Annotated in this window: 21 protein-coding genes and 1 pseudogene; 6 read left to right on the top strand and 16 right to left on the bottom strand. The window is 58.3% G+C overall.

Annotated elements, in window-relative coordinates; translation table 11 throughout:
• Positions 1-198 precede the first annotated feature (198 nt).
• The 9 genes from VSR72_RS12410 to VSR72_RS12370 all read right to left on the bottom strand — a co-directional run bounded on the left by VSR72_RS12410 (position 199) and on the right by VSR72_RS12370 (position 9,985).
• Positions 199-423, bottom strand: a complete 225-nt coding sequence (locus VSR72_RS12410) for a hypothetical protein (RefSeq protein WP_342952659.1) — start codon at positions 421-423, stop codon at positions 199-201.
• Positions 342-896: an alcohol dehydrogenase catalytic domain-containing protein gene (locus VSR72_RS12405; protein ID WP_342952658.1), complete on the bottom strand. Its 555-nt coding sequence runs from the start codon at positions 894-896 to the stop codon at positions 342-344. Before VSR72_RS12405 ends, VSR72_RS12410 begins: the two co-directional genes overlap by 82 nt.
• Before the next feature lie 188 nt (positions 897-1,084).
• Positions 1,085-2,212: an FAD-dependent oxidoreductase gene (locus tag VSR72_RS12400; protein WP_342952657.1), complete on the bottom strand. Its 1,128-nt coding sequence runs from the start codon at positions 2,210-2,212 to the stop codon at positions 1,085-1,087.
• A gap of 229 nt (positions 2,213-2,441) precedes the next feature.
• Positions 2,442-2,963 (bottom strand): carboxymuconolactone decarboxylase family protein, encoded by a 522-nt coding sequence (locus VSR72_RS12395; protein ID WP_342952656.1) that lies wholly within the window; start codon positions 2,961-2,963, stop codon positions 2,442-2,444.
• Positions 2,964-3,454: 491 nt separating this feature from the next.
• Positions 3,455-4,672, bottom strand: coding sequence for a YbfB/YjiJ family MFS transporter (locus tag VSR72_RS12390; RefSeq protein WP_342952655.1), 1,218 nt, complete (start codon positions 4,670-4,672; stop codon positions 3,455-3,457).
• Between the two features lie 279 nt (positions 4,673-4,951).
• The gene (gene gor, locus VSR72_RS12385; protein ID WP_342952654.1) at positions 4,952-6,343 is read right to left on the bottom strand and encodes a glutathione-disulfide reductase; all 1,392 of its coding nucleotides are present in this window, start codon (positions 6,341-6,343) and stop codon (positions 4,952-4,954) included.
• A gap of 623 nt (positions 6,344-6,966) precedes the next feature.
• Positions 6,967-8,472: a GMC oxidoreductase gene (locus VSR72_RS12380; protein WP_342952653.1), complete on the bottom strand. Its 1,506-nt coding sequence runs from the start codon at positions 8,470-8,472 to the stop codon at positions 6,967-6,969.
• A 195-nt stretch (positions 8,473-8,667) separates the two neighbouring features.
• Positions 8,668-8,997: a carboxymuconolactone decarboxylase family protein gene (locus VSR72_RS12375; RefSeq protein WP_342952652.1), complete on the bottom strand. Its 330-nt coding sequence runs from the start codon at positions 8,995-8,997 to the stop codon at positions 8,668-8,670.
• Positions 8,998-9,778: 781 nt separating this feature from the next.
• Positions 9,779-9,985 (bottom strand): hypothetical protein, encoded by a 207-nt coding sequence (locus tag VSR72_RS12370; RefSeq protein ID WP_342952736.1) that lies wholly within the window; start codon positions 9,983-9,985, stop codon positions 9,779-9,781.
• Between VSR72_RS12370 and VSR72_RS12365 the strand changes: the two are divergent.
• From VSR72_RS12365 to VSR72_RS12350, 4 genes and pseudogenes are all read left to right on the top strand, one after another.
• Positions 9,958-10,343, top strand: a pseudogene (locus VSR72_RS12365) (transposase); the annotation flags it as partial. The gene VSR72_RS12370 and the pseudogene VSR72_RS12365 sit on opposite strands and share 28 nt — an antisense overlap.
• Positions 10,344-11,157: 814 nt before the next feature.
• A complete protein-coding gene (locus VSR72_RS12360; protein WP_342952651.1) occupies positions 11,158-11,691 on the top strand; it encodes a heme-binding protein in 534 nt (177 codons plus the stop codon).
• Positions 11,692-11,867: 176 nt separating this feature from the next.
• Positions 11,868-12,038, top strand: a complete 171-nt coding sequence (locus tag VSR72_RS12355; RefSeq protein ID WP_342952650.1) for a hypothetical protein — start codon at positions 11,868-11,870, stop codon at positions 12,036-12,038.
• A 334-nt stretch (positions 12,039-12,372) separates the two neighbouring features.
• Entirely contained in the window at positions 12,373-13,164 is a 792-nt protein-coding gene (locus VSR72_RS12350; RefSeq protein WP_342952649.1) for a substrate-binding domain-containing protein, read from the top strand.
• Positions 13,165-13,310: 146 nt separating this feature from the next.
• Here the strand turns inward: VSR72_RS12350 and VSR72_RS12345 are convergent, their stop codons facing one another.
• Complete coding sequence (locus VSR72_RS12345) at positions 13,311-14,084, bottom strand: SDR family oxidoreductase (RefSeq protein WP_342952648.1); 774 nt, start codon at positions 14,082-14,084, stop codon at positions 13,311-13,313.
• Positions 14,085-14,529: 445 nt separating this feature from the next.
• Here VSR72_RS12345 and VSR72_RS12340 point away from each other — a divergent pair, with 445 nt between their 5' ends.
• Positions 14,530-17,262, top strand: a complete 2,733-nt coding sequence (locus VSR72_RS12340; protein WP_342952647.1) for a heavy metal translocating P-type ATPase — start codon at positions 14,530-14,532, stop codon at positions 17,260-17,262.
• A gap of 150 nt (positions 17,263-17,412) precedes the next feature.
• Positions 17,413-18,309, top strand: a complete 897-nt coding sequence (locus VSR72_RS12335) for an MBL fold metallo-hydrolase (protein ID WP_342952646.1) — start codon at positions 17,413-17,415, stop codon at positions 18,307-18,309.
• Between the two features lie 163 nt (positions 18,310-18,472).
• Here VSR72_RS12335 and cueR (VSR72_RS12330) read toward each other — a convergent pair whose 3' ends face one another.
• The 6 genes from cueR (VSR72_RS12330) to VSR72_RS12305 form a co-directional block, all read right to left on the bottom strand.
• Positions 18,473-18,937 (bottom strand): Cu(I)-responsive transcriptional regulator, encoded by a 465-nt coding sequence (cueR, locus tag VSR72_RS12330; protein WP_342952645.1) that lies wholly within the window; start codon positions 18,935-18,937, stop codon positions 18,473-18,475.
• A 21-nt stretch (positions 18,938-18,958) separates the two neighbouring features.
• A complete protein-coding gene (locus tag VSR72_RS12325) occupies positions 18,959-19,354 on the bottom strand; it encodes a DUF3331 domain-containing protein (protein ID WP_342952727.1) in 396 nt (131 codons plus the stop codon).
• Between the two features lie 274 nt (positions 19,355-19,628).
• On the bottom strand, positions 19,629-20,015 hold the full coding sequence (locus VSR72_RS12320) for a BON domain-containing protein (RefSeq protein ID WP_342952644.1): 387 nt from the start codon (positions 20,013-20,015) through the stop codon (positions 19,629-19,631).
• Between the two features lie 143 nt (positions 20,016-20,158).
• Entirely contained in the window at positions 20,159-20,419 is a 261-nt protein-coding gene (locus tag VSR72_RS12315; protein ID WP_342952643.1) for a heavy-metal-associated domain-containing protein, read from the bottom strand.
• A gap of 180 nt (positions 20,420-20,599) precedes the next feature.
• Complete coding sequence (cueR, locus tag VSR72_RS12310) at positions 20,600-21,064, bottom strand: Cu(I)-responsive transcriptional regulator (protein ID WP_342952642.1); 465 nt, start codon at positions 21,062-21,064, stop codon at positions 20,600-20,602.
• Complete coding sequence (locus VSR72_RS12305) at positions 21,061-23,505, bottom strand: heavy metal translocating P-type ATPase (protein ID WP_342952641.1); 2,445 nt, start codon at positions 23,503-23,505, stop codon at positions 21,061-21,063. Before VSR72_RS12305 ends, cueR (VSR72_RS12310) begins: the two co-directional genes overlap by 4 nt.
• Between the last annotated feature and the right edge of the window lie 211 nt (positions 23,506-23,716).

Below are 23,716 nucleotides of genomic sequence, written 5' to 3'. Positions count from 1 at the left end.
GCGGTGCGATACCGTCGGCCACGCGTGACCTCCGCGCTTATTTTGTCTCTTGCGACTGGCATTGCTGAGAGAACGCCGGCGAGCTTCGCCGATCGTGCCCGAGGTCATCATCGTCATGCTTACCTGTGCCCAGCTAGTGCCTTTTGTTGCCTTACTTTAGAATTTGCCGGTGAGATCCCAATTCATCGCGCACCGGCTTCACGAACCACCGTGTGTCGTTCCCTCGGGGGCCAAACCTCCAGCAACCGCATCGACTGCGTCACCCTGCGTGATCGTCGATATGATGCCGACTGCTCCGCCCATGTCCTGCAATTTGGACGCAGCCGACTCAGCATTGCAATCTACGTAGACGTGCGCGCCAAGCGCCAGAGCATCGTTCTCAATTTCGGCGCCCCGACCCAGCGCCACAACTTTGAAACCCATGCGCTTAGCGTATTGAAAGACCATATGCTCCAAGCCACCAACACCAAGAATTGCAACGAGGTCTCCGCTTCCGCCTCCCGACTTCTTTTTTTCAGTGCGTCAAATGTTGAAATGCCAGCGCACAAAATGGGCGCAGCCTCTTTCGAGGCCAACTCGTCAGGCACAGCCACTAGCCCCGTCGCTCGAGCGATCATCATCTCTGCATGGCCGCCGTCACACGTCGCCCCTTCAACGGTTTGGTTAAGGCAAATCTGGAATCGTCCTTGACGACACTGGACGCATTCGTTGCAATGCCCCCCCGGGGACGCCCCCACACCTACGCGCTGACCGATCTTACAGATGGCTGGCGCGCTGGAACCGATCGCGTCGATCCGCCCCACCACCTCATGACCAGGGACCCGACCAGGATTTTCGCGCTGAACATCGACGGCGTCCGCGCTGCATACGCCACGAGCTTCAATGGCGATCAGCACCTCTCCCGGCCATGACGTAGGAGCAGCGCGCTAAACTAGCCCCAGAACGCCAGATTGCCCAACTTCCATAGCGCGACAGGTCGTCTTCACCACTCCATTCGAATCGTTAGTTGGGGGCATCCGTTCTATCACTCCATATCGGTGCAACGATCCATGTACTGCGATCGTGTCGCAGCAGAGGGCCGGCACTACCCCTGCACTCGCAATAACGAGCGCACGCCACTGTCTGCAGCCTCAATAGCACCGGCAAGGTAACCGGGATATTCCCGAGACCACTCACTTGCGATGCCGTGCAGGAGGCCGAACCATGCGCCCGACTTGGCAGCGACCTCCGGAGTACGCGGATGTCCCAGCTCAGCGCTCAAGTCCGATTCTGTTGCTGTGAACGGGTCAATAGCCCAGTCCTTGACACGGTCGCCGATCGTGTTCGCAGCTTCCTCGCCGAAAATCCGTACGAGCTGTGCGCGGCAATGCGTTCGAAGCACATCAGACGAGACACGAGAACGGACCTGCGCGGGAACTCCGAGAAAACCAAACAATGCTCCCCTTCCGCCAGGCATAGATGCATCGTGAATTTCTGCTAGCGGCCCCCGTGCACTTCGGGCTTCTCCAGATAGGCCGAGTTCGCGCCAGAATGGCGTTTCGTAGATCGCGATGTACTTCGCGTGCGGCGCCATCCACGTCGCGGTGCTCTGCCATTGACGAGCCAGCTCTCGGGGCAACACAGGGTCGAACTTGATCGTTGCTTCAGCCAGCCGTGGTGGTAGCGCCAACAACACGTGTTCGACGCTCCACGTTTGAACCGCCCCAGTAAAGTCTTCCGCCGTCACCTGCACCGCTCCGTCCAACGCTTGCAGCTTGCTTACTCGCCGTTCAGTCAACACATTTGCGGGTTCTAACCGCTCGTAAAGTGTCTCAACGAGCGTACGCATCCCACCGACCAAGCGCATCGAGTCAGGCTGGATGTACCCTCGCATACGAACCGGTCGCTCGGTGGCCGACTGCTCGAATACCATGTCTCCGTCAGCATACTGCTCGAACGCCGTCAGTCCCAAGTCGGTGATTAGACGCCCAAACTCAGGTTGCATTGACGGCCAAAACCATGTCGGCCCCAAATCAAAACGATTCACCGTGTGCTCTTCCCGCCCCGTTGCGGTCGCACCCTCTACCTTTGTTGCCGTCGACAAAATACGGCCACCCAACGCGGGGCGCGCCTCTAGCAATACATAGTCACGGATTCCATGCTGCTCCAATTGCCATGCAGCATAAACCCCGCTCAGCCCACCGCCGACGATGGCGACACGCGCAGTCTTCATGCATATTCCTGCGGTTAAGTTCAATGTGTTTCTGCACCGATGTTTGACGCCGTTCTACGAGGCGCACGGATCCTGCGCGAATACGTGACGCCACCGGCCGTCGGAAGCACCTTGCATCACTGAGTGTTGCTGCAAACACGTCTCGACGCTCAACGATTAGCCTGCACGCGAACCGCAAACTCGCTGCAACCACGTGGCCTGAACGCAAGTCGGGATCGCTGTCAGTTCATCAGATCGAAAGCGCTACGAGAAAACGAGACACCATGTTGTATGCAGCTACCGTCGCGACAGCCTCGACGGCCTTCACTTCGCCGAACAGGCGTTTCACCTTCTCGACAACGGCGGCATCCACTGCCACGCGCTTCGTCGACTGGTCGGCCAACTGAATGAGCGCCTCTTCCTGCTCGTTAAACAGCCCGCGACTGACCTCGACGCTCTTAACAGCAGCAGCTTTCTGCTCGGTCCCGCCAGCTGCAAGATAAGCGGGATAGTGAACACCCCACTCAAACGCGGCTTCATTGAGCACAGCGACTCGCAGCATAATGAGCTCGCGATACTCCAGTTCGAGACTGAAGTCTGCGCGCACTCGGCGCAGCAATTCGTTCCACCCTGTCGCCAAGGGAAAGCTCTTCAAAAGCACGCGGTCGATACCGATGAGTTCGCCGTTTGGCCGTCTGGCACGCATCGCGTCAAGCAAATCCTCTGGCGCTTCGTCCCCATCTTTCCACGGCGTAACACGAACTTCAGACATGAATGCTCTCCTTCTGGACCCTGACAGCGGCCCCGTCTTGCCGCCTAGGCAAAACGTAGAATCGGCAACTATCGAACAACGATTCTGGTCCACGAAGAAGCTATGCACAACAGTGATATTCTTCTCCACCGCTAAAGAAAATCTTTGAGCGGGCACATCATCTTGAGTACGGGCAACGCCCCGGCGCTCACACAGGCACGGCATTATTCGCGCCGCTAACGACCGAGCAGACTCACAAAAGACGGAGGTTTGCGCGCAACCGCGCCGCAGGATGCCCGCACATGCAACCGGCCGAGCCCAAGAGCATCCAGCGGTTCGTTGAGTTTTCGCCTGTGTCACCCGCCGACTGGAGCGTTACCCCAACATGTACGCGCTGCAGCTAGCACGTATGAGCAACATGGGCGCTGAATTGCGCCGACGTTGTTTCACCGCCCCACTGAGCAGACCTCGGCCCGAACGTCTACCCTTGGCAACGGGGCCTTGAGCTTGCGTCATTTCGTTGGTGTCCCAGCGCCGTTCGACAAGAACACGGGGGTTCTGACGAGGCGGCCGAGAAACACGATACCCACCATCATCACCCCGGCGACGAAAATCAGTGCAGCGTTGTAATTTCCAAAATGTGCGCTAAGGTAGCCGGTGACGACTGGAGCGACGATTTGCGCGACACAATAGCTCAGCGTCATCCGTGCCATCGCCTTAGCCGGATTACCCGGATAATGACGTCCCACCAGGGCAAGTGTGAGACTGACGATACCAATAAATGTGGCACCGAAAAGAATCGCGCTCAATGCAATCCATGCCGCTTCACGGGTAAGCACCGGCAGAATGATCGAGAGCGCCTGAAGAAGGAACGCCGCGATTAGCGCCTCGACAATGCCCCAACGACGAGCAACGCCGTCCCATATAAAACTCGCCGGAATTGCCGCCAACCCGACCACCACCCAGACCCAGTTTCCGCGTCCGGCAAATGCTGGCAGTCGGTCGACGATATCGACGATAAACGTAGCACTGACGACGTACCCGTACCCTGCGCAGAGGTAGGACAAGGAAAGCAGTCTCGTCCAGGATCGACTGGGCACGTCGTGCGCATCGCGCGACGTCCTTCCATCGTGGCTGACCGGTGCCGGCATCCACGTCCAAGCGAAGAAGAAGAAGAGCGAGCCGAGTAAGCCCAAGCCAATCCAGTCGGCATCCCACGTCCAATGCGCCGATAGGAATTGAACGGCAACGCCAGAAAGCAGGATGCCCGCCCCCATGCCCATGAAGTGCAGGCCGAGTTCAGGCTTGTGTCCCTTTCGAATCTGCCAATCTAGCACTAACCCGGACGCAAGCAGCGACCCCGAAACCGCCGCTATACCCGAGAAGAAGCGCAGTACATCCCACAACACGAGGGACTGCGTGAACCCCATAGCAAGCGTTGTGATTACGCCGAGCACCAAGCCGACGCGATAGAAAACATATTTCGACTCGAGCCGCGAGAGGTTAGCGGCAATCAGCGCGCCAGCCATGTAGCCGGCGTAGTTCCAGGTCGCCAGCCAGCCGCCAGACACCATGCTCAACCCTGTCTCGCTGCGCATGATAGGCAGCATCGGTGTATAGGCAAAGCGAGCGAGGCCCACCGTAAGGATCAGCGCGCAAAGACCGGCCGCAATGACTTTGGCACGCTCTCGTTTGCTCGCCGGATGCGTCACACCTTGCTGGGTCTTCATAGTCTTAGTTCGAGTTCGCCGGGTGTTTCTGAATCGGGTAAGGCGAGGCACTGCGAGCGCTCTCGGCGCGGCAGTGACCTGATATCTGCCGGAAATGCGTCGGGATACGGCGCTGCCTCATGCAGTTCTTCTTACACAGGGGCGGCGAGAATACGCGTTCGATGGCCGACGCATAGCCGCCAGCCCGATAAGCGACGTCGCGATACTCAACTAAGTCTGCGCCGTTGCGCAAACGCTCGACACGTGTCGAAGACCCATCTCGAAGCGGCGCCAGACAAATCAGCCAATCCGCTCACCTTTTCTCACCCGATATGTCGGTCTGTACATAGTTACGAGTTCCTCTGCCGCCGTCGGATGCACAGCCATGGTGCGGTCGAAGTCATCCTTGGTAGCGCCGGCCTTAAGCGGAATAGCGAGCAGTTGCGCCATCTCGCCTGCGTCGGGGCCCATGACGTGGGCTCCGACGACCTTGCGCGACGCGGCATCGACGATCAACTTCATCAGCACCCTCTCGTCGCGCCCCGAAAGCATATTTCGCATAGGACGAAATGAGGCACGATAGATTTCCAGCTCGTCGAATTTTGCCGCGGCGTCGTGCTCAGACAAGCCAACTGTACCGATTTCCGGGTGAGAGAAGACCGCCGTTGCGATTAAATCGTGGTCGGGGGCTGTGGGGTTCCCGTTGAATGCGGTCTGCGCAAAGCACATGGCCTCATGAATTGCCACCGGGGTAAGTTGAACCCGATCTGTCACATCACCGATCGCCCAGATGTTGCCGACATTTGTCCTCGAATAGCGGTCAACCAGTATGGCGCCGGTCGCAGAGGTTTCGACACCGGCAGTTTCAAGCCCTAACCCTTCCGTGTTCGGCAAGCGCCCGACAGCCAACATGAACTGGTCGGCCGTGCGAGTCTCTCCGTTGCTAAGCCGTACATCCAGACGACTATCGTCGCGACGTACCACTTCCTCGGCAACGGTATGGCAGACGATCTCAATCCCCTTACGTGCCATAGCTTCATGCAAGCCCGTCCGTAAATCCGTGTCAAAGCGATTCAGGATCTCTACCCCGCGATAGACAAGTGTGGTCTCAACACCTAGCCCGTGGAAAATATTCGCGAACTCCACCGCAATGTAGCCACCGCCACCAATTATGATCGACCTCGGCAAAGTCGGTAGGTGAAAGGCCTCATTGGATGTGATGCAATGTTCGTGACCGGGCAGCGCCGGATGTGCTGATGGCCTTCCGCCAGTAGCAATCAGTATCTGATCAGCTGTCACCGTCCGTCCCTCGCTCACGAGCATTACAGTGTGACAATCGACAAGCTCCGCCCTCGTGTTAAAAATTGCAGTCCCCGAGCCTTCGACATTACGACGGTACAAGCCCTCCAGACGCGCAATCTCACCGTCCTTGTTCGCGAGCAGCGTCGGCCAGTCGAAGCTCGGCGGCGCAACCCTCCAGCCGTAGCCAGCAGCGTCCTCGAAATGCTCGCTGTATTGCGAGGCGTAGACAAACAGTTTTTTGGGCACGCAGCCTCGAATAACGCAAGTGCCACCGAAGCGATATTCCTCCGCAATAGCCACGCGCTTTCCAAGGGAGGCGGCCACTCGCGCAGCTCGCACACCTCCCGAACCTGCACCAATGACGAAAAGATCGTAGTCGTAAACGGTCATGAAAGGAGAATTCCTGATTACAAGTAGAAGCGAAGTCAATGAATGAGCGCAGCGTCCACAGTCTGCGCGCCAGCAATTCGACAATCTAGTCCGGTAGCCATTTTGGTCTTTGTGGTGATCGAAGATAGCGCGGATCTCGACCTTCAGGTTCGCGTACTTGTCGGCCATCCGCAAGGCCCGCAACCCTGAGTAACCCAGCGAGCGAATATTGTTGCCTTAGCTCAAGCACGATTCAGGCTCTGTCCCTTGTACTTGCAGGTTGCTCGCTTGGACCAAGGCGTTCAATTTGTTTCGCTAAGCGTTCTCAATGCGAAGATGATTCAGCTCGTCTAGCAGTTCCTGTCGAGTGTGCGCGTCGTCCTCGTGCGCCAGCTGTTGAGATTCGGTGAACGACTGCGTTGTCATTCTTATGCGGCGCCGCGTGCGGTTCTGCGACAACGCGGTATCCTCCTTCGTCGAGCGCGCTCTCCCACTCCCGGATGATGTTGAAGTTTCGAATATCGAAGCAAGCGGCGGCTTGAGGATAGGAAAGCTCTACCTCCCGCATGTGGTGCGTCACCGAAAGCTAGAATTCTACGCTGTAAGGGCTTCTGCGCTTTTCCAACACAACTTGCTGGGAAAAATCACTTCGATTCTAACAACCTATCAGCAACATGAGCTGACCATACCGCGATTGATAGACTCGGCGGCGCTCCGGGAGGTTCCGGAAGTGCAGCGGCATCTGCTACATAGAGTCCCGGATTGTCAAAAACCTCTCCATTCGCGTCGACGACACCATCAAAGGTCGAGGTACCCAAGCAAGCGCCTCCGATCGGCTGAACTGTTACGGGAGCACCCGGAGCGTACACTCTTGTTTTTGTTAAAGCTTCTATGCCCTTTATTTCCTCGGAAATCTCTCGATAAACACTATTTTCATTCTTGTTGTACCGAATGTTAAATCTTCCATACCTCATGGTCATCAAACCGTTTCCATCATCGCCACCGATAGCGACAATAAAAGAATTCTTGCGTAACCATTTTTTCAGCAATCTCGGAATCGGTATTTCATCAATTCCCTGAATACTCGCACGAAGCATTTGTGCTGACTTGCTTGGCGAATGTTTGATCTTGAACGGCCCACAGAGCGGCGTGCCAACAGTGAGATCTCTATCGCTATTCTCCTTCCAAAACCCAAAAAAGCCACCGTTCGTCCCAAATCGATAGCCTAAACGTGGCATGCCATCTAAGCCATTATCGACGTCGCGGCTCTCCATCAGAAGGCGGACGGTATTCACCCCCCCCGCCGCCAGGATGACTTTTTCCGAGAGCACTCGCCCTTCAAGCCCGCTCCGATGATTTCGATATCTAACTTCATATCGCATCGAGCTCCCTTCGTTTCTTCGCAGTTTTCGAATCGACTTTACTTCACACAGATCCCTCACAACTAGGCCGTGCTGCATTGCGGGCCAAATAAGCGAGAAATCTAATGTTGTCTTTGCACCAGACGGAGATCCGAGAAAGCTATTATTTTTCATGTCGCACTCCCACCGCTCCACCCCGTTCTCAGATGTCACTTTAGCAGCTCGACCAGGCTCTCTAGGAAAAAGAATGCCGATAGGTGCATTTTTCAGACCGGCATTCGACAGTTCGCCGTTGTAGTTGGTTTGATCAATGCTGTTTGGAACCATGTCATCAGGAGATATGGGCCGGGCACCGAGCAGTGTAAGCATCTCGTCATAATATCTTCCCATTTGATCTTGAGAAATATCGGGATGACGACCATTCCAATAATTTGGATCAGATGGCCTGCCTAGCACGGCAGCATAGATATGGCTGCCTCCCCCAACATTTGACGAACATATCACATTGACGCCGTCGCCAAGATATGCCTCGACAAATCCCTTCCTATTTAACACGATCTCGTTTTTAAGAAATCGAGATCTAATAGATCTGACTCCATAAGTAAATGCGTGTCGGCCTTGTGGTAGAGGCGCGAGGTCTCCGATGCCAGTCGACTGCATGGGCACCGTGTTTCGCCACGGACCGCGCTCCAGCATCAATACATTTCTTCCTGCCTCCGCTAGTCTTTTTGCGGCGACAGCCCCGCCAAAACCGCTCCCTATGATCAAAATCTCCACCTGATCTTCCATACCACACCTATTTCCGATGAGTTGTGAAGCACGCCCGAGTCAACCTGTCGTTCGGCCATTGCATCGGGGCGGGATATCGACGCATAAGTAATTCGTCTTCAAGATGCGGGGTGATCGCCCGAACCGTCGAGAGGCAGCCCGCAGAGCGACGCTGTGCTCCGTAGACTGCCGGCCAGATCGCGACCTAAATGTAGGTTACCGCTGGTCGTATAACTTCAGTGCAAGCAGTCCTTGACCATATGCCGCTCCGGCACGCATGGCGGCTGCGATCATGCATACCTCTGCGATTTCCTCGCGGGTGGCACCATGCCGTTTGGCACCTGCAGTATGCAGGTCCACGCAGAGCGGACACTGGGTGGTGAACGCGACACCCAGTGCGACGAGCTCCCGATACTTGTTGGGAATCTGGCCATCGGTGCGCGCGATTGCGTCGTGATGAAAAGCTTTGAACGTCTGTCCATCCGGACCTGCAAGTCGAAACAGTTCTTCCGACAGGTTCAGGTCGCTTCTCTCTTGATAGCTCATATCTCAATCCCTCTATGTTGAACGACAAGTTTTACAGCTAGCGCATACGAGAGCGCATAAACACAGTAAAGTGGCAAGTACTCGCTCACAAGGCAGATGTTCTTTTCTTCTCTTAAAGAAAAGCTTTAGCCGTGGTTCGACGTAGACCGTTTCGTCCGCGTAGGGATTCTTAGGCAAACGCGCGAGAGCGGATCAAACTGCGCGAGCTACATTTCTCCAGTTGAGGTGGATGAGCGGAGAGAGTAAGTTGGTAATCAGGAGATTCGGGCGTATTTATCCTGCACGTTCGAGCGCTACATTGCCGTGTCTCGCAATGCCTCTGGGCCCCGAAGCCGTATGTGACAAGAAGCATTCGCCGCGCAAGGGCAGGCGTGCGACGCCTGCCCGCCGGGATGAGTTGCGGCCGGCCATCTCGCCTGATCCACTACTTCGGCGACGTCCTCCGCGGTGCTGATACATCAGATTGGGTGGAAGTCGAAAGCCGTGCAGAGCGCTGTTCACTTCGGCCTTCGGAATGAACATCTCGTAGCTCGGCGTTTTTACTATCGCCGGCAACACTGTGTTGACACGGTTGTGTTCGGCGCCATCCATTGCCAAGTGCTGGGTAAGCCAACGCAGAACAACTGTGGCCATAACATAAGTGGACGCGGACATCGGAGCGACAACCAACTGCCCCTCTTCGGAACCCATGTAGACGAATATTACGAACGATCGTTCGCGACAAAAAATGGACATTGTTCAACTTTCCCATCGACTGAGACCCTCATCGGCCCCTAGGCCTTCATGAGTATTCCCAGACGCCGCGAATCGCATCGACTCCCGTGCACGTGCCGTCCAGCGGGCCACCAACCCAATTGAATTGAGCATTGTCGGCATAGCCGCGCATCGCCAGCGCGACGTCGCCGGACGCGATGGCCTGAAATGGTTGGCTGGCATCGGCCGACGGTACTTCGGCCAGCGCTTTGGCCGGTCCTGACCAGCAGGCCAAGCGTCGGCGTCAGGACAGCCGCCAGACTCCTCACCGAGGTCGCGCACAAGGATTCGCTTCGGCAGGTCACCTGGCGGCCTACGCTTGCCTCGCACCAGTTACCCGGCGCTCTGGCTCATCCATCCGTGGCGAGCATCCGTCCAGGCGCGGCAACAAGGTGGTCAAGCGGGCCTTGTTTCTATCGGCCTTCGCCGCCTTGAGAGACCTCGTCTCACGGGCTTACTACGCACGCAAGGTCCAGCAGGGCAAGCGGCCTAACCAGGCGCTCATCGCATTGGCACGGCGACCCTGCGACGTCCTATTCGCCATGCTGCGAGACGGCACCTTTTACGAACCCAAGTCAGCCCCAACCGCTTGACGAACCAAATAGCCCCCCCCCCGCAACGACTGAGTCCACTCGCGACTCGAGCATCGACGGCAGCTCAGGCCGTTCCGCGTGGCGAACGGCCACTGCAGTCGCGCTCGCAGTCGGGCCCGGAACCATTAGCTGGCCAGCGTATGCAAGAGGCCCTGACGCTTCACGGCGGTATTGCTCAGGTCAGTGTCAGGCTGCAGCGGCCGATCAAGAAATCGGACCTAAGTCCGTCTGGCTCCCAGTACGTCGGCGGTAGACCGGGTTCCGCCAGTTTGATGTTCTGCGACAGGCCGATGAGACCCGCACGGCCGTCGTGATTCGGTCGATGATCTATGAGAACGGTGGCACCATGACGGAGCAGGCTCCGGGGAACGCCGGAGAGGTCACTTGCGCGGCGCGCGGACCACGCCACAGCGTGGCCGGTTCTAAAGTATCTCATCGCTTGCTTCCCCATCACTGACGAGGTGCATCGGGAGGTCAGCTCCAAGCCCTCAACATAGTGCAGGCGGTTTCTCAACGTTTCGCACAGATTCATCGCCAGCCAACGCGAGTCTCCCAGCAGCGACAAAGCGTGCGGCGCGATGTGCCGCATCGCGCGCGCCTAATTAAAAACATTTTCTTCTAACCAAAGACAGAATTTCTCGTTTGCGGGCGGGCGCTCTAGGTTGAACAATGGCTCAGTTTGGGGAAGCAGTCGGTCCTACACGACGCGCACGTTTAGCGACGTCGAAATCTGCTCCCACAGAGAAATTATGATTTCCCCGGCTCACACTGCGAGAGTGCTGGACCGGCAAACACACTCCTCATGAGAAATCAGATGCCAAAAGCAAAACATGCGATCACGCTCGGTGCGATCGCGGTCGCAAGCCTAACTTCGCTGTCGGCGGCGCACGCTCAAGTTTCGACTAGCGAATACGTCCTACCAATGAGTCTCGCATTGGAAGCGGCGCTCGAAGCTGTGCAATCGTGCAGCGCGAAGGGCTATGCCGTGACAGCTACCGTGGTCGATGTAGCGGGAACGCCCCAGGCTGTTTTGCGGGGCGATCACGCCGCGATCCATACGAGGGACTCCTCTTATCGCAAGGCATATACCGCAGCTTCTATGGGATCGGTTTTCCATTTCGACCGCACCAGTCAATTCCTGGATCTGCTTACGACGAAATATCCACCACTTGCTGCGCAATCCCTGGCATCCACGCCAAATGTGACTACGTTGCCAGGCGGCGTTGCCATCAAGGTCGGGGATGAAATCATCGCCGGCATTGGCGTGGGTGGTTCGCCGGGAGGAGACAAAGACGAAGCTTGCGCACTGGCGGCCGTAGCAAAGATCAAAGAAAAGCTACCGCACTAGTTAGAGACAACACACGCGGCCGACACTCCCGCACGGAGAAAGGTTGGACACGTAAGGATAGGGGCCGCTTTGATGCTGTCAATGACGTCAAACGGTTGCTGAGTAGACCTGATGGCATAGCAACAAGCCCGACGTCGAACGCGCACGCGATTGCCTGCCTTGGCGGGCGGCTTGCAATGCTCTACAAATTCGCCGATACCGCGTCGCCGCGGATGAGCGTCGAGCAACGAAGTGAATTCGCGCACGGCTTGCGGCATGGCATTGAAGTCGTGTTGTCACTCGGAGACAACTTGGCACTGGCCTCCGAGCGCCAGGAGGCGCTGCTGAGTCAGACCAACGGCCTCTGATTGCTCTGGAGATACAAGGCGCGATGCTGGGGTGGCTTCTTCCGGCCTGCCGCGGTACCTCGTTTGGATCCCGGGTCATCCTCCAACCTGTTTCCGGGATCGTTTGAGTGCCGTGCTAGCACGGCACTTCTTTTGATTGAAGTAGATGCCAGGTGAACGGGTATACCCAAACACCACTTCCACACCATCGCACGCGGGCAGAGCTCTCCCTTGATTATCAGCAAAACATCTCATTTCGACAGCGTGCGAAGTCGTCAAACAATGTCGGCGCAAACGAAAAGATATGCGGATCAATCAGCCACCTGCACCCGGAACCTGTATTTCAGGAGTATTTATGAATAGTTCCTATCCGAAGTTCGCCCTGCGAGCTTGCACGCGCCTTGCCGCTGCGCTGGCCTTGTCCATCTCGTCAGTCCACGCGTCGGCTCAATCCACGCTGCATGTCTATGGACCCGGCGGTCCGGCACCAGCAATGAAGGAAGCGGCCGCAGCGTTCGAGAAGCAAACAGGTACACACGTAGATGTCACGGCTGGACCCACGCCCTCATGGATCGAGCGGGCACGCGCCGACGCTGATCTGGTCTACAGCGGTTCGGAAACAATGATGTCGGATTTTGTCGTCGCAATGGGTGATCAACTCACGCCTCAAGCACCGATTCCGCTGTATCTTCGCCCAATGTCGATACTGGTTCGCCCTGGCAATCCTCGCCATATCCACGGCCTGGCGGACCTGCTCAAACCCGGCATAAAGATTCTGGTGGTAAATGGTGCTGGGCAGAATGGCGTATGGGAAGACGTTGCAGGTCGGCTTGGAGATATTCGCACCGTCACGACGTTGCGTGCCAACATCGTGAGCTACGCAGGCAATAGCGCGACCGCACGACAGACCTGGATGGCACAGCCCGACATCGACGCCTGGCTTATTTGGAACATCTGGCAGGTATCGAACCCCTCGCTCGCCGAGACGGTGCCAATCGAGCCGCGCTACGCGATCTATCGCGATACAGGCGTGGCGGTGACCAAACGCGGCACGGCGAATACCGCTGCCCAACAGTTCGTGGATTTCCTTCGTTCCAAAGGGGGTGCATCAATTTTCGCACGCTGGGGCTGGATCACTGGAGAGTAAGGCGGATCACCGGAAATTCGAGAGTCGGCCCAGCATTGTCGACTCCGACATTGCTGGATCTCGAAGCATCCCCGGATTCGAAAGCGATATGCGATGACGGAACGAGCGCTGGATAAAGGCAAGCGCGTGACGCTTGCCCGCCAGGATCAGTTGCGGCCGGCCATTACGCCGCCGTCCACGTTCCAGGTCGCTCCGGTAACCCAGCTCGCCTTGTCCGAGAGTAAAAAGGCGACGGCTTCGGCGACGTCCTGAGGGGTACCGATTCGGCCGATCGGGTGGAAGCTGTCGAAGCCGTGCAGTGCACCATTGACCTGATCCTTCGGTATGAATTTCTCGTAGATCGGCGTTTGCACTACCGCTGGCGACACCGTGTTGACGCGAATGTGCTTCGGCGCCAACTCCATGGCCAAGTGCTGGGTGAGCGAATGCAGGCCGGCCTTCGCCATTGCGTATGCCGACGCCGGCATCGCGGCGATGGCGTGCTGGGCACCGACCGAACCGATGTTGACGATCGCGCCAGGACGACCGTTCGTGACGAGATTCGCGGCTACCTTCTGCGTGATAAAGAAGAATGATTTGTTCAGCGTCAGATACTGGTCGTAATCCGCGGGCTGATGCTCAAGGAACGGCTTCGGGAAGAACACACCAGCCGCGTTGACCAACAGGTCGATATCCGGATGCCGCTCATCGATAGTCTTGAGCAGCGCCACCAGTCCTTCATCGTTGGACAGATCCGCAGCCAGCGCTTCAACCGGGCCCACCGCGGCCAGTTCCTTGCGCGCCTCCTCGGCCTTATCGGCACGATGCCCGACGATGACCGCACTGCCGCCTTCGGCAAGAACCATCCGTGCCGTTTGCAGGCCGATTCCGCTGGTACCGCCGATGACCAGCAGCTTCCTGCCTTTGAATTGATTGCTCATTTTAGTCTCTCCACCTGCTAGCTAGCAGGATCCGGTTGAAGGAAAGCAGGATGACGTCACCGTCGCTCGGCGGACTGCCGCATCTCGTTACGGTGAGAAGGATTGTCCCGAAAGCCAGTAACCGCAGGAAGGAAGGCTATTGATGCTCGCGATCGTGCAGACGCTCACATCGCAGCTTCCAATCACGTGCTGGCTTCCAATCCATTCTCCTCCTGCTAATCGAGATTCTTCTCTGATTAGTCGCTATGTGCAAATGAGAGAAAGTGTCTCTCATCAAAAGGAAATCTTTCCGCTGACCGGAATCCTCTGCACTTGACTTTGCCACGATAGCAATGTCTAGCCTACTCAACACGGTGATCAAGTTGCCATCAGTTGGCAGAGAACGAGCGCTTCAATTCGAACGTACTTGCCCGCGTTGGCTGCAATATCAATTCAGGAGGTCCACATGTCTTTAAAATCGGTTTGCAACACCTCTTCGGATGACGAACAGTTCGTCTTTCGCATCGAAGGAATGGACTGCGCAAGTTGCGTGGGCAAGATCGAGACCGCGTTGGGTCGTATGGACGGGGTATCCGACATCAGCGTCCAATTCAACAGCGAAACTTTGTCTGTTAGGCGAAGCCGGTCGGGCAAAACGACGGCTCCGGACATCGTAAAGAAGATCCGCGCGCTTGGTTTCGATGCGACGGCGCTACCGGCGAGTGCAGTTTCGAGTTCGGTTGCCGTCATTACTGCGCAATCGAACGACGCTCGAGCACACGGTCACGATGCCGGCACGCACCAGGCCGGGACGTCCAGCGGTGCACACGATCACGGCACACATGATCATAAAGAGGCACACGACCACAAACATGACCACGGACAAACCTGCGATGGACCTCGCGGTGAAGGCCGAGCGCATGACCATAACCACGAGCGCAAGTCGTGTGACATCCAACCAGCGTCCAACCAAAAACCATCGGAACTCCCATCGGTCATGCCGAATGTCACGATGCGCATCGAGGGCATGGACTGCGCAAGTTGCATAGGTAAGATCGAGACGGCCCTTTCGCGCATGCCTGGCGTCTCTGATGTAAAGATTAATTTCAGTATGGAAACGTTGGGGCTTTCCCTCGCCTCTGGCGCTTTCACGCAGGTCGCAGACATCGAGAAGACGATCAAGAGCATGGGCTTTGGCGTCTCGGACGCCCGGCACGACAGCACGGCCGCCGATACACCGCGTAAAGAAGAGGCCCCCTCCCGCACTCATCGCTGGTGGCAAACAAAGAAAGGGAAAGTGGTTGTCGGCAACGGCGTGTTGATGGGAGCGGCCTACACCATAGCCCAGCTGATCCCGGAATACGCAGGCTGGATTTTCACGGCCGCGGTAGTGGTCGGCGTTTTTCCTTTCGCGCGCAAGGCTTGGGCGCTGGCGACCTCCGGCTCGCCTTTCTCGATTGAGATGCTGATGACTGTGGCTTCGCTGGGCGCACTCGCGATTGGGCAATCGGAGGAAGCCGCTGCGGTCGTGTTCCTGTTCGCAATCGGCGAGTTGCTCGAAAGCGTGGCGGCCGGCCGTGCACGCGCAGGAATCAAGGCGCTGGCGACGCTGGTGCCGAAGACCGCCGTCCTGCTTGATCCGCGGGGAAAGCAGCGTACCGTGACGGCAGCGGATCTGCAGATTGGTGACATTGTCCTGGTACGCCCAGGCGATCGTATTCCCGCCGATGGCGTCGTTCTCCACGGAGCGTCGAGTGTCGACGAGTCTCCTGTGACGGGAGAATCAGTCCCGCGTCCCAGGACGTCAGGTGAAAGCGTCTTTGCCGGATCGATCAACGTTGAAGGTGCACTCCAGGTGCGAGTCGATAAAGCGACCGCCGACAATACCATCTCGAGAATCATTCAGCTGGTGGAACAGGCGCAATCATCCAAGGCCCCCACCGCCCGATTCATCGAGAAGTTCAGCCGGTACTACACGCCGGCAGTGATGGCGATCGCAGCCGCCGTTGTCGTCCTCCCCCCGCTCGTGATGGGCGGCAATTGGGAAACGTGGCTCTATCGCGGCTTGTCTCTGCTGCTCATCGCCTGCCCATGCGCACTCGTCCTGTCGACTCCCGCCGCTATCGCCTCCGGGCTGGCCGTTGCAACGCGCCGGGGCCTGTTGATCAAGGGCGGCAATGCGCTGGAAACGATCGGACGCGTGCGCGCCGTTGCATTCGACAAGACCGGTACGCTGACCGAAGGCAAGCCTCGTGTGACCAAGGTTGTGTCCTTCCGCGCGGGCGGTGAAAGCGAAGTTCTGGCTCTCGCGGCTGCGGTCGAATCGGGCTCCAGCCATCCGCTCGCCAAGGCGATCGTCTCGCACGCCGAAGCGGCTGACATTGCCATCCCCTCCGCATTGAACGCCTCGGCCACGCCAGGCAAGGCTGTCCATGCAACCGTGAATGGCCGGAAGTTGGCGGTAGCATCGCCTTCGTACGCGGCCAAGGCAGCGGACCTTTCAGCCGAATCGCGCCGGCACATCGAAGCATTGGAAGATGGTGGAAATACTGTCGCCGTATTGCTCGACGAACAGACCAGCGAACTCATTGGTCTGCTTTCCCTGCGCGACGAGCCACGACGCGACGCACGCGAAGGCGTGGCACGCCTGAGGCAATTGGGAATACGGTCCGTCATGCTGACGGGCGACAACAGCAGAACTGCACGTGCCATCGCTTCTCAGCTGGGTATCGAATGGCAAGCCGAATTGCTGCCTGAGGACAAGTTGCGCCACATTAGCCAGATGAAGCACGACGCCAAGGTGGCCATGGTCGGCGACGGGATCAACGATGCACCGGCACTGGCAACCGCAGACGTCGGCATCGCCATGGGGGGCGGCACTGACGTCGCAATCGAGACGGCTGACGCCGCGTTGCTCAAGAGCCGAGTCACCGATGTCGCTCACCTTGTCGCAGTCTCGCGCGCAACAATGACGAATATTCGACAGAACGTGACCTTCGCGCTCGGCCTGAAAGCGCTGTTTCTCATCACCACCGTGCTGGGTATGACCGGCCTTTGGGTTGCGGTCCTGGCCGACACAGGTGCAACGGCACTCGTCACGCTCAACGCCTTGCGTCTGCTGCGATTCGGCAAGACGCGAAACGCGAGTGGCGGGCGTGGTGAGGGCATGAAGCCACGCCGATCCGCAGCCATGGGCTAATCCAACCGAGTGCGAAATTGCAAAAGGAGGCAGCTACGCCGCGACAAAAACCGTTGCGGCGTAGTTGCTCTCTCAACTTGAAAAATAATTTAGCGGCTCTCGGGCCAACCCTACTGCACCCGAGACAATCTCATCAGGAGAATCGCATCCATGTCTATACAGACCCTGGCACAAAAGGCCGCATCCTTGTTTTCCGCCGCCGTGATTTCCGCGAGTGCGTCGGCCTCGCCTGCGGACTCGACGCGCGACTCCGACACGAGCGCACACATCGTTTCGTTTCAACAGATCCGCAATGCGACGATCAAGCTGAGATACGGAGACACGACCTTCCTGGTCGACCCGATGCTAGGCCCCAAAGGTTCTTACACGGCCGCACCCGGCGCATTCAATGAACAGATTCGAAACCCCACTGTCGATTTGCCGATTCCGATCGACGAAGTGATGAAAGCCGATGCGGTCATCGTTACCCACTTGCACCTCGATCACTGGGACCAGGTCGCCAAGGAACGTTTGCCGAAAGACATCCCGATCTTTGCGCAAAACGATCAGGATGCGGAAAGGATCCGAAGCGCAGGCTTTCGCGACGTGCATGCCCTCAATGCGCCTACCGAGTTCAGAGGGTTTCTATTGACCAGAACGAATGGGCAACACGGCAGCGACGAAGCGATGGAGGTGCGCGGGAAAATGCTGGGTACGGTCCATGGTATCGTGTTCCAGCGTCCTCACTTCAAATCGGTGTACGTGGCTGGCGACACGGTGTGGAATAAGGATGTCGAGGCAGCCATTACCACGTACAAACCGGACGTCGTCGTCTTGAATACCGGCTACGTGCGCTTCAGGGACATCGAAGGCGCAATAATTATGGGCAAAGAGGATCTGTACCGCGCGAGCGAGGCGGCTCCGAACGCCTATGTCGTCGCCAGCCACATGGAGGCATTGGGCCATGCCACGCAGACGAGAAAGGAGTTGGCCGAATTCATTTCCGAGAAGAAGCTCGACCCCAATCGCGTGCTCATTCCAGCCGATGGACAAGGCTACGAATTTTGAGCGGAGCAGAGTCAGGGGCGGCGTCGCTGAGCGTCGTCGGTCCGCCTGAGGAAAAAACACCAGCAGTTGGAACGTCGCCCAACTGTTGGGGTGCAATGTGGAAACGACACTTCATTTGCGCCCAGGTGATTCTCGCCCTGCGGTCCGTTCGCGAACTTCGAACTCAACGGGAGGGCGATCGCCGCTTGTCGGGAAGCGTCCCTTTGGCGGGCGCATTGGCAACACCGTCGCGTACCGCCGCTTCGGATGCTAGGGACTCGATGATCGGACAGTCGGGCCTGTCGTCGCCGTGGCAGCCATGCACCAGGTGTTCGAGCGCGGCCCTCATCTCCTGAAGCTCTTTCAGTTTCTCATCGAGCTCCGCGATGTGTGTCTGCGCCAGTGTCTTCACCTGACGGCTGGAGCGCTCGCGGTTCTGCCAAAGGTCGAGCAGTTCTCCGATCCGCTCCAGCGAAAAACCGAGGTCCCGGCTGTGGCGGATAAAGCGCAGTCTGCTCACATCCTTGTCGCTGTATTGTCGATAACCGCTCATCGAGCGGCTCGCTTGAGGCAATAGCCCCAGACCCTCGTAGTGCCGAATCATCTTGGTCGAGACGCCGGATGCGGACGCCACTTCGCCGATGTTCATAGTCAAGCTCCTTTAATCGCATCAAACGTGCCAGCGGCTCTCTCCGTGCCCCGCCGACGACGCGGCATCGGCCCATTGCTGTCGATCTTGCCTTCGGCAAGCGTGCCCGTCTTGTCGAACGCCACGATGGTCACAGAGCAGGTACGAAGCGGTATCTGATGCGCCAGTGATCGCCAGGTCGGAGCAATCTACGATCATTTCCGCAAGTATCATCCGATAACAGCCAGCCGGGACGGGCATCCCGCGTGTTCGGGGGCGAAGCACCTGGTCGCCGCGATTGATGGTGCGCCCCGTCAGTGCGCAGATCGCGGCGATGGGGGCGCGGCCGCTGCACCAGATCTGCTCGGTGTACCGACTGAGACACGAATCGCTCCGCGAAACGTTGATCGTGTATGGCAACAACCGGTCCGCGACCATGATGTTGAAAGGCCGCTTCGCTAGATGCCGACGATCTCCAGTGACAGATGGACATACGCTACCGCGACGCGTCTCGAGCGCCACCAATTGCTCCTTCGCACACGCACTGAGTTGCCCGACCGACGGACCAGGAACATGCAACATCGTGCGAAGCACGCGATTGTCTTCGGATAGTTCCGTCATCGATCCGTTTCCAGTAGCTTCCGCGGACATGTGCGAAACAGAAGCTCGTTCATTTGCGCGGCGGCCAAATCTGGCTGCCGCGCTGACGGCTTTAGCGGCCTTCCTGGCGCACCGTCAGCTTGCTGCTAACTGACGTGACGCCCTGCACTTTCTGCGCCGCATCGACAGCAAGGTCGTTCTGCTGCTCTTCCCTGGTGTAGCCAGCCAGCGTCACGCGCCCCGTCTTTGCATCACCGAACACGGTGATCGACGTTGCGTCGAGGCCCGTCGTTTTGGAGAGCGCCTTATGAACAGTCCTGGAGAATGTGCGGTTGGCTGCGCGAACCGCCTTCTTTGTCGTGGCTGTCTGCGTGGTCGTCGTGACGCTGGTGGCGTCCGGCGAGGGCGCCGCCGCGTCTTCAGCGAACACCGGAGTATAAGTCATAGCCGCAACAGAAAATGCAAGACAGCTGCCCAGAACAAGTTGTCGAAGTTTCATGATTGATCCTGTTATTTTCTATTTGGGAAGAACGTTTCAGATTTAATAAATGGGTGAATCAATGTTTGCAGGAAGCGCCGTTAGACGCCGCCGTGCAATGCGGGTGCTCATCGCGAGCGGCCGACGCCACGAGCGAGCAACCCTTAGTGCTGCTGTCCGCAACAGCTCTTCGTTTGCGTAGTACATGCGTTGGAACTGTCGCTCTCGACTTGCACGGGCGTGTAGCCGGCATCCGCAATGGCGTCGCGCAGCTTGTTCGGATCGACATCGGTCGACTCGATCGTCACCCGATGCCTGGCCGGATCGACAGTGATCTGCGCACCACCGTCCACAGCTTTCAGCGCTTCGGTAATCGCACCGGCGCAGTGGCCACACGTCATATCATTGACTTCAAAGGCAATCATGAACTTTCTCCTGATGGGTCATCGTTGATGAGATGTTGGGACTATCAAGCTTCCCATCGTTGTAATGTCAAGAGGCTTTTGGCAAAGTTGCTCAGGGAGCCCGTGGATTGAATTCGAACCGAATTTTTCCACGGGCAGTCGCTTGAGCATTACAACATTCGATACACGGAAATTTCGTATTCAACGGATGATCTTCCGTCGCTTGTCGGGCAAGGTTTTCCGGACAGGGCTATTGACGGAGCCGTCTCGCATGGCTGCTGTGGTCGCGAGCGACTCGATGATCGGGCAGTCCGACCGATCGTCGCCTTGGCAGCCGTGTATCAGGTCTTCGAGCGCGGTCTTCATCTCCTGAAGCTCCCTCAGTTTTTCCTCGAGTTCCGCGATGTGCGCCTGCGCCAATGCCCTGGCCTGCCGACTGGAGCGCTCGCGGTTCTGCCATAGGTCGAGCAGTTCTCCGATGCGCTCCAGTGAAAAACCGAGGTCCCGGCAATGGCGGATAAACCGCAGCCTGCTCACATCCTTTTCACTGTATTGCCGGTAACCGCTCATTGAGCGGCTCGCCGGCGGCAACAGCCCGAGACCCTCGTAGTGCCGAATCATCTTGGTCGAGACGCCGGATGCCGCCGCTACTTCGCCTATATTCATGGTCGAGCTCCTTGCGTCGGGCCACGCGCGCCGGCGGCCGTCGCCGCACCCTGCCAACGACGAAGCATCAGGGCATTGCTGACGACGCTGACACTGCTGAAGGCCATGGCAGCCCCGGCAACGACCGGGTTCAGCAAGCCCAGTGCCGCCAGCGGGATGCCCAGCACGTTATAAGCGAACGCCCAGAACAAGCCCTGTTTGATCTTTGAGTAAGTACGACGCGAGACATCGAACGAATCCGCCACCAGGCGGGGATCGCCGCGCATCAACGTGATGCCCGCCGCTTCCATCGCGACGTCGGTGCCCGTCGACATCGACAAGCCGACGTCCGCCGCCACCAACGACGGCGCATCGTTCAATCCGTCTCCGACCATTGCCACGATGTCGCCTTGCTTGCGCAGGCCCTCAACGATCGACGCCTTGTCGCCAGGCAACAATTCGGCATGGACTTCATCGATGCCCAGGTCCCGCGCCACGGCATTGGCACTCCCCTGGTTATCGCCTGTCAGCATCACCGTCCTGATGCCCAGCTCACGCAGCCGCTTGACGGCCGCATACGATGCAGGCTTGACGGTGTCGCCAAAGGCCAGCAGCCCTAACACGCGAGTCTGACTCTCCTCTTGCGCCAGCAACCAGGAGATAGTCCGTCCCTCGCCCTCGAGACGCCCGGCCTCGGACAGAAGCGCTCCCGGAGCCGCATCAGACTCGTTCATCAACCGCGTGCTGCCCAACAGGATCGGCAGGCCGCGCACGACGCCCTGTACTCCGCGGCCCGGCAAGGCTTTGGCCTCCTGCGTCGCTGGCACGGCAATGCGCTGCTCCCGGACCTTGTCGAGCACTGCATGCGCGAGGGGGTGGTCACTGGTCTTCTGCAGCGCGGCGGCGAGCCGCAATACCTCGTCTGGGTCCTCCCCGTCGGCCGCCTCAATTGCAACCAGCGACGGCTTGCCTTCGGTCAGCGTACCCGTCTTGTCGAACGCCACGACGGTCACCGAGTGTGCCACTTCGAGCGCCTCCGCATCCTTGATCAAAATGCCCTGACGTGCAGCCACACCGGTACCTGCCATGATGGCCGTCGGCGTAGCGAGGCCGAGCGCACAGGGGCAGGCGATCACGAGTACTGCGACCGCACTGATCACAGCATGCTGCACATCGCCGTTGTAAATGAGCCAGCCGACGAAGGTCAACAGCGCCAGCCCGAGCACGACGGGGACGAAGACCGCGCTCACGCGGTCGACGATGCGCTGAATCGGAGCCTTCGCCGCCTGAGCCGACTCCACCATGCGGATGATTCTGGCGAGCGTGGTCTCCGTGCCGATGGCCAGCGTGCGGACCTGCAATACACCTTCCTCATTGACGGAACCGCCGGTCACCTTGTCGCCGACGGCCTTCGCGACCGGCAGGCTCTCGCCCGTGATGAGCGACTCATTGATGTGGCTGCGGCCGTCGATGACTTCACCATCTACCGGTACGCGTTCGCCGGGACGGATAACCACGACGTCACCTACGGCCACCTGCTCAACCGGCGTGGAGACTTCGACGCCATCCACCAGGACCCGGGCAACGGTCGGCCTCAACGCATTCAGCGAGCGGATCGCATCGGCCGTCTGCCGCTTGGCACGGGATTCAAGCCATTTGCCGAGCAACACCAGAGTAATGACCGCGGCTGATGCCTCGAAATACAGATCCGGCGTATCGCCGTTGCGGTGCTGCCACAACAGGAAAACCGAAAGCCCGTACGCCGCACTCGTGCCCAGCGCAACCAGCAAGTCCATGTTGCCACTGCCCGCCTTCACGGCTTTCCAGCCAGCGCGGTAGAAACGAGCGCCGAGCCAGAACTGCACCGGGGTGGCCAGCGCCAATTGCACCCAGCCCCCCAACTCCCACTCGATGCTGAACAACTGCAGCAGCATCGGCAGCAGCAGCGGGAGCGTCAGCAGCGTACCGGCGAGCACAGGCCACCATTGCGGAAGACTTGCCGCAGTCGGTGCGGCCGATGCCGCCTCGACCGGTTTAGCGACGTAACCGGCTTTTTCGATAGCCGCGGCCAACGTTGCGAACGACACGCCGCCATGCGCCGCAATCGTCGCCTTTTCGGTCGCAAGGTTCACCGATGCGGCCGAGACGCCGGGGACCTTCAGCAACGCCTTTTCCACCCGGCCCACGCACGATGCGCAGGTCATGCCTTCGATACCGAGCTCGATCGGGCTGGAGCGGACATCGTATCCGGCCTTGCGGACGGCGTCGGCCAGCGCCCCGACGTCCACATCGGCAGACGCCCGAACCGTGGCTTCCTCGGTCGCGAGGTTGATTGTCGTGCTTTCGACCCCCGGTAGCGCCTCCAGCGCCTTCTCTATGCGTGAGACGCAGCTCGCGCACGTCATACCTTCGATGGGCAGCTTGAATTCCTGGGATTCGGATGTTGAAGCGGTCGTACTCATGAAGGTGATCTCCGTTCGTTGGTGTTTCGATGGAGAGCAGCTTCATCCTTCCTATCATCAGAAGGTCAAGCGGGGCATGAAAAAAAGATTTTCGACTACATCCCAGCGTTTGCAACAGCTCTATTGACATTCCAACGATAGGAAGCTCTACAGTCCCGCCGTCTCATCGAAGAATCCAGTCGAGAAATCTCATGGCTCACCGACTGCCGTA

This window comes from Paraburkholderia sp. JHI869 (genome assembly GCF_038900775.1).
Taxonomy (GTDB): domain Bacteria; phylum Pseudomonadota; class Gammaproteobacteria; order Burkholderiales; family Burkholderiaceae; genus Paraburkholderia.
Note: the sequence above shows the minus strand (reverse complement) of the source record. Positions and strands in the feature narration are given on the sequence as shown.